Source organism: Alteromonas sp. ALT199 (genome assembly GCF_018619335.1).
Lineage (GTDB): Bacteria > Pseudomonadota > Gammaproteobacteria > Enterobacterales > Alteromonadaceae > Alteromonas.
In genome coordinates this window covers 1-6,270 of record NZ_JAHHDX010000168.1, presented here as the reverse complement: position 1 = coordinate 6,270, position 6,270 = coordinate 1, and the positions used below count along the sequence as shown (strand labels likewise).

At 44.6% G+C, this 6,270-nt stretch carries 2 protein-coding genes; both read left to right on the top strand.

What is annotated here, in order from left to right; translation table 11 throughout:
• Nucleotides 1-245 precede the first annotated feature (245 nt).
• Nucleotides 246-3,974, top strand: a complete 3,729-nt coding sequence (locus KL866_RS19270) for a TonB-dependent receptor domain-containing protein (RefSeq protein ID WP_214996555.1) — start codon at nucleotides 246-248, stop codon at nucleotides 3,972-3,974.
• Between the two features lie 61 nt (nucleotides 3,975-4,035).
• Nucleotides 4,036-5,784 carry an Ig-like domain-containing protein gene (locus tag KL866_RS19265; protein WP_214996554.1) on the top strand — a complete coding sequence of 583 codons (1,749 nt, stop codon included), beginning with the start codon at nucleotides 4,036-4,038 and terminating at the stop codon, nucleotides 5,782-5,784.
• The last annotated feature ends 486 nt before the right edge of the window (nucleotides 5,785-6,270 follow it).

Below are 6,270 nucleotides of genomic sequence, written 5' to 3'. Positions count from 1 at the left end.
AATTAATTGTGAACTAAAATTGAAATAACAAACATCATATGTTTAAACTAGTAGCATCTAACACTTGTTAGAACTTGGAGAAATGAAAAGGGTAGCTATCAAATCTTCAAGCCCACTAAGCTTCGGACTGTTGTTGTAACGTCAAGCAGCGGTTCGCGGGAAGATGAACTGAGGGAACTTAACTGTTGTTAGCTCGATAAAAATTAAAACGCTCAAACTAGGTATAAACCATAGGTAAAAACCACATGTATAAAAAATTTAAGCTTAATGCGATCACAACCGTGGTGGTCGCGTCTTGTTTGAGTCAGCCTCTGTGGGCACAAGAAGCCCCGAAAGAGTCAGACGAAGAGTTGGTCGAACGCGCTGTAACTAAAGACGAAGAGTCCGATATTGAGGTTATAGAAGTTCAGGGTATAAAAGGAAGTTTACAGAAATCGGTCAACTCCAAACGCTTTAATGACAGTGTTTCAGATTCGATACATGCTGAAGATGTGGGTAAATCTACAGACCAAAACATCGCTGACGCCCTATCGCGTGTTACCGGCGTTACAGTACAAGAAGAAGCAGGTGAAGGTACCAGAATATCGGTACGCGGTGCTGGTCCTTCGTTGAACCAAGTGTCTATTAACGGTGTGGCGTTAACAGGCGGTTTAAGCGGTGGCGGCGGTAATGGCGTTAACAATAACAGCGTTGACTTGAGTTCTTTTTCTGCAGATATCTTATCCTCAATAGATGTGGTGAAAACAGCTGCAGCCGACCAAGACGAAGGCTCACTTGGTGCCAATATCGAGCTAAAAACCGTACGCCCTTTGTCGTTAAACAAGCCTCGTCGCTCTTTTACTGTTGAGGGTAGACACAACGAGTTCGCAGACGATGAAGACTATCGAATTGTTGGAAGTTTCTCGGAAAAGCTATTTAACGACCGACTGGGTTTTATCATTACCGCCACTAAAGACCGACAAAACACCCGCGTTGACCGAATTGATACCGATTGGGCGAACCAAGCCATACAAATAGCAGATGCATTCGATGAAGGCAGCCGAGCACGTCCAGCCACTGACCTTGCAACTGGGCAGCCTATTCGGGTTCTTGGTTACCAGCGCGACAACAGTGGTGAACTTATCCTTGGCGAAGACGGCCAGCCCTTATTAAACCCCATTGAGAGTCTCTTAAACTACGACCCTGCAACCCAAACATTGGTTGAGGGTGATTTATTCGTAATGGGTCGTGAGTTCATCAACTACAACTTAAATACCGATCAGCGCGACAGACTGTCTATTTCAACGGGTATTCAGTATGAAGTAAGTGACGACACTATGCTTCAGGTCGATATTACACATACCAATCAAAAAATACTTACCGATAACCACCGCATGTTTATGAACATTGCGCCGTTGACTCCTTCCATTCACCCTGGTGACGACAATGTTGCGCTTAATGTGGTGGACCTTTCTACCAATACACTGCAGCGCTCAACGAGTCGCTCAATCACTGGGGGATTCAATAGAGCAAGAGGCTTACGAGAACTCACGACCAATGTTGTTACATTAGATCTTTTTCACAGCTTTACCGACGACTTAACCATGAACCTACGAGCTGGTTATTCAGGTTCTGAAGATGAAACACCTGATAGAGCCGACCCGGATGCATTCTTTACAATAGGCACAGCAACCTGGGGCACTGCTGGTCGAAATGTAGTAGAAGCCATGCCGTCAGATATCCTAGAACTTGTAGGCTACGACTGTACGCAAGGTTCACTGTCAGACTGTGAATATTTTACGGGTAGCACACCAGGCGAATTTGATGCCTTTGACGGCAGTGCCAATAGTGTGACCAGCCGCTTCAACCCATTTGATTTACAACACAATCACCTTGGAAATTTAGCATTTAGAGAAAACAGATTCGAAGATACCAATAAGTCTTTGTTCATCGATTTTGATTATGCGCTTGATAATGACTATGTGACCAGCATAGAGTTTGGCGGAAAGTACTCTCATAGAAACCGTGACGTATCGATTAAAAATACTGCTATTACTAACGGTGAAGATCTTATTGCGCTCGATGACCCTGACGCCGAATTTGAGGTGCGAGGCTTAGCGTCTATTCGCGTTGCAAACATGTTATCTGGTGAAGCTTTCCCTTATGACAACTACGGTGAGGATTTACAAGCTAATCGTGACAATGCATTTTGGGGAGGTTGGCCGTTACTCGATGCGCAAAAAGCATTAGAGCTACTTTCTGGTAAAGATGCGTCTGAAGTTGGCGTGCGTTTTAGCGACCAAGGGACTCGCGAAATAACTACCGAAACCATGGCTGCCTACTTCAAAGCTAATTTTGAATTTATGGATGGCCGTCTTACCGGTAACATTGGCGTTCGCTACGTAAAAGACGAAAACGAAGCGTCTGGTATCGGTGGTATCAACTATATCAGAGCACCGCAAGTCATTGACCCATACAATTTGTTTGTAGAAAGAGACCTAGGTAACACGAGCCTTGATCCTTGCCCGTTAGGTATACCTATTGCCGACGGTGATACCCGTTACGCGCCGCAAAACGAAGCAGAACTAAGCAACTGCTGGGCGTGGGCGTTAACCCATGGATACAACTTTAACAATGCAGCAACGATACCTTTTGACGTAAACACAGGGCAATTCCTAGTTGTTGGTCCCGACGGTCAAACTGGCCTAGATGTAAACCGCTTAGTATTTCAAGATGAGAATGGCAACTTCGTTTTTAATGAGCTACCCGGCCAAGTTTATGACTCGAACGGTAACCTAGTACCAACAAATGCTTCAAGCTGGGCACGCTTTAACCAAACTGGGTATGTTTGGCCATTCTTAGACAGAAGTACATCATTCACTGGCCCTAACGGCACGGGTCAAGAAGTTCAAGTTAGAACCGCACCAGTGACTGATGAAGCATCAAGTTCTATTTGGCTACCTAGTTTGACGTTAAATTATGCCCTGAACGAAGAAACTATCGTACGATTCGCGTTAACTAAAACTATGACGCGACCGCGCTTTGATTCTCTAAACCCTTCTGCTTTTATCCGTGAGAATCAGTTTGGCTTGGCGTCTGGCAATGCGGGCAATACAGCACTTAAACCGCTAACATCGAACAATATCGACTTATCTTACGAGTGGTACTTTAGTAACTCTGGATTATTGTCTGCGGCTTTCTTCTACAAAGATATGGATAACTTCGAAGAAACCGTGGTTACCCCTTTCCACTACCGTGACGTAAGAGAAGAAGTAGATTTGCAAGACTCTGATCTTCTTCTTGACTTCGACGAAAACCGCACGCCAGGAGGGGAAGACGACTGTCATCCGCTTCGTCTTGCAGCCGGTTTCTTCGAGCAGTGGAGAATTGAGTGTGACGTGGCCAATATTAACACATCAAAAAATGGCTCTGGTGCCACTATTGAAGGCGTAGAGCTTGGCTATACACAAAACTACGATTTCTTACCGGGGATCTGGTCTGGCTTTGGCGCAACCATTAACTATACCTATCAGAAGTCGGAATCTGACCCTGTAGAAATTGGAAATTCTGGGCGTTTTCTTAAACCTTTGCCACAGCCTTTTACACCTAGACACTCGGCTAATGCAACGCTGTTTTATGAAAAAGATGGCATTCAGTTAAGACTGGCACACCGCTACACCGGTCAGCAACTGGTAAACCGAGGGTTATCTGGCGTATCGCTTTGGCAAGATGAATCTCACAGATTAGATTTCAGTGCATCTTATGCGATTAACAAAAACCTTACTGTAACGTTTAACGCGTTAAACATTACAGACGATACCAGAAGAAACTTTGTTACCGCAGCCAATGCCATTAACCCGAATAATGTTAATAGCAATGAAATCGTGCTTGATGAAGGCAGCGTCTATGAAGATAGCAGTATTCCACAAGAGCGCACGGCATCGCTGTTCAAATTCGGTCGTCAATTCCGAATTGGTCTTCGCGGAACTTTCTAGTTAATCAATTAATAAGGCCAGATCTTACTCTGGCCAATTTCACATTTTTTGGAGAAGTAAGATGAAGAAAAACTTACTACAAATATCTGCTCTCGCTGCTTCGGTAACAATTGCGCTGACAGGGTGTGGCGGTGGAACAGACGAAGGCTTTGACCCTAATTTTAGTGCAGATGCCCCTCTTGAAATATCTATGCCGATGTTAACGGCAGAAATGACAGAGGAATCGGGAGAGCAAACGATTGATCTGGTGGCTGGCGTTACGGTTGATGACGAACCTGCCCAAGGAAATATCATTATTTCAGACTTACAATTCACCACTTCACCTCTATATAGAACACCGCAGGCGCCTTCTATTGGACAGCCTAATCAAACCATATCTCCATTTACTGTAGACGGTAGAAACTTGGTTGTGGATACGGATTTATTCGCCGATCGTTTAAGCACATGTGATACCAGTGACAACTTCGGTTCGACACCAGGGTCTGAACCAGACGGCCTTTTGGACAATCCGCCATCGGTCACCTATACCATCGATTTTGCCATAGACAACGGCTTTAACTTACAGCCGGGTGAAGTATTACCTAGACGAACACTTGAGTTAACAGTAAACGCTGTTTTTGATGAAGTAGAAAGCGTAACAGCCGAACCCATTAGAGTCTCCCTTGGTAAAGAAGGCTCGTTATTTGCCACCGTGCTGCCCCAAAAGGCATGCGATCAACGTTTATCTTATAGCGTAGCAGATGAGAGCATTGCGACGATAGATGAAAACGGCAATATCACCACCCTAGCTATAGGTGAAACTACGGTAACCGTTACAAGCTTAAGCAACCCAGAGCTATCAACAACAGTGGCCTTGGAAGTGTTTTCTGAATTCACACTAAACCTGACGAATAAAGACATTGATGAAAACGGGCTAACAACCGACATTAAAACCACCCCATCTTGTGTTTCTGCGGGTTTATATGTAGAGCCGCAGCCCGCTTCAGGTGAAGCGCTTACTGGAGAGTATAGCTACGAGTGGGCTTCATCTAACGAAATCGATTTCCCGTTAGCTGAAACCATACACTACGGTGAAGATGGATTGGGCCGCTTTAGCGCAGGGAATATAAACAACGTAGGCTCACAATTTGAGGCAAGCGTTGCGTATTTATCGGGAGATACAGGCTCTTTCCCTAGCGATGAAGTAGAGAGTAAAAGTGCTACGGTTATTGTTGAAAAGAACTTAATGTGCGACCCGGGTACCTCTGCCCACCCGGCTGGGTTCAACACAGACTTTAAACTTGATGGTGAAGGCGCGCCTTGGAAGCCTGATGGTTTGGTGACGGCTGTTGACGATTCTTTATCTGGAAAGGCGTTGGAAGTAACCATGACGAATATAAATAACGGGTTTACTCGTATCTTGCAGCAGGTCTTTAATAAGCAACGCAACTGGCACAGTTCAACCTACGGACTTGGCGGCGCCAGCGTAGGGAAAACGTATAAATTTGCTATGTGGGTTAAATTACAGGAAGTACCCGAAACAGAAGTTCAGCTACGCCACGTTGTGCTTCCCTTTGCCTACCAGGACGGTCCCACAGGGCCAGGTTTTGACAGAAGACTAGAAGCGGCAGGAATATTTACATCTACGCTTCGACCTACTACACAGTGGCAGCTTGTTGAATTTGTTGATGATGCTACTGGTAGTCGAGAATGGTCAGTCCCTGAAAACTGGACGGTAGTAACTGATGTATTTGTCTTTTACGAGTTCCTTGGCTTCCCGGTGGGCGCTAAAGTACTCATTGATGAATACTCATCTGTAGAGGTTCAATAAAACCCAAACCTTAGCTTGATACTAACGCGGCCAAAAGGCCGCGTTTTTTTATGCCTTTTATCAACTTGCGGAAGTTGTTTCTAATGGCAACTTCATTTTTGCGCGAACTGTGTACAAACCTAGGCTAAGCGTTACGTTTCTCTTCAGCCCTTAATAGTAAGCTAGAGACCACTTCCCTTCTTTCGGTATTTCAGACTAAGGCTATCTAGTATCAAAGACAATTAGGACACTTAAAGTAACATAGAGAGGGCAAAGTGATATAGCCTTAGGCGTTGGGGAGTGGCCTATGACTGCTATGCCACGGTTAGATGTAGTCTCCGGTAATTTAATATATTCAGTGAAAAATAGTAGGTGTTAAGTGCGGGATCTGAGGCGTAGGACGATTATAAAAATGGTTAGCTATATAAAAATGCATAGCAAAACGGCTAACTTAATTAGTGAACATTATAAAAAAACCTCCTAAATTGGAGGTTTTTATATTAATAG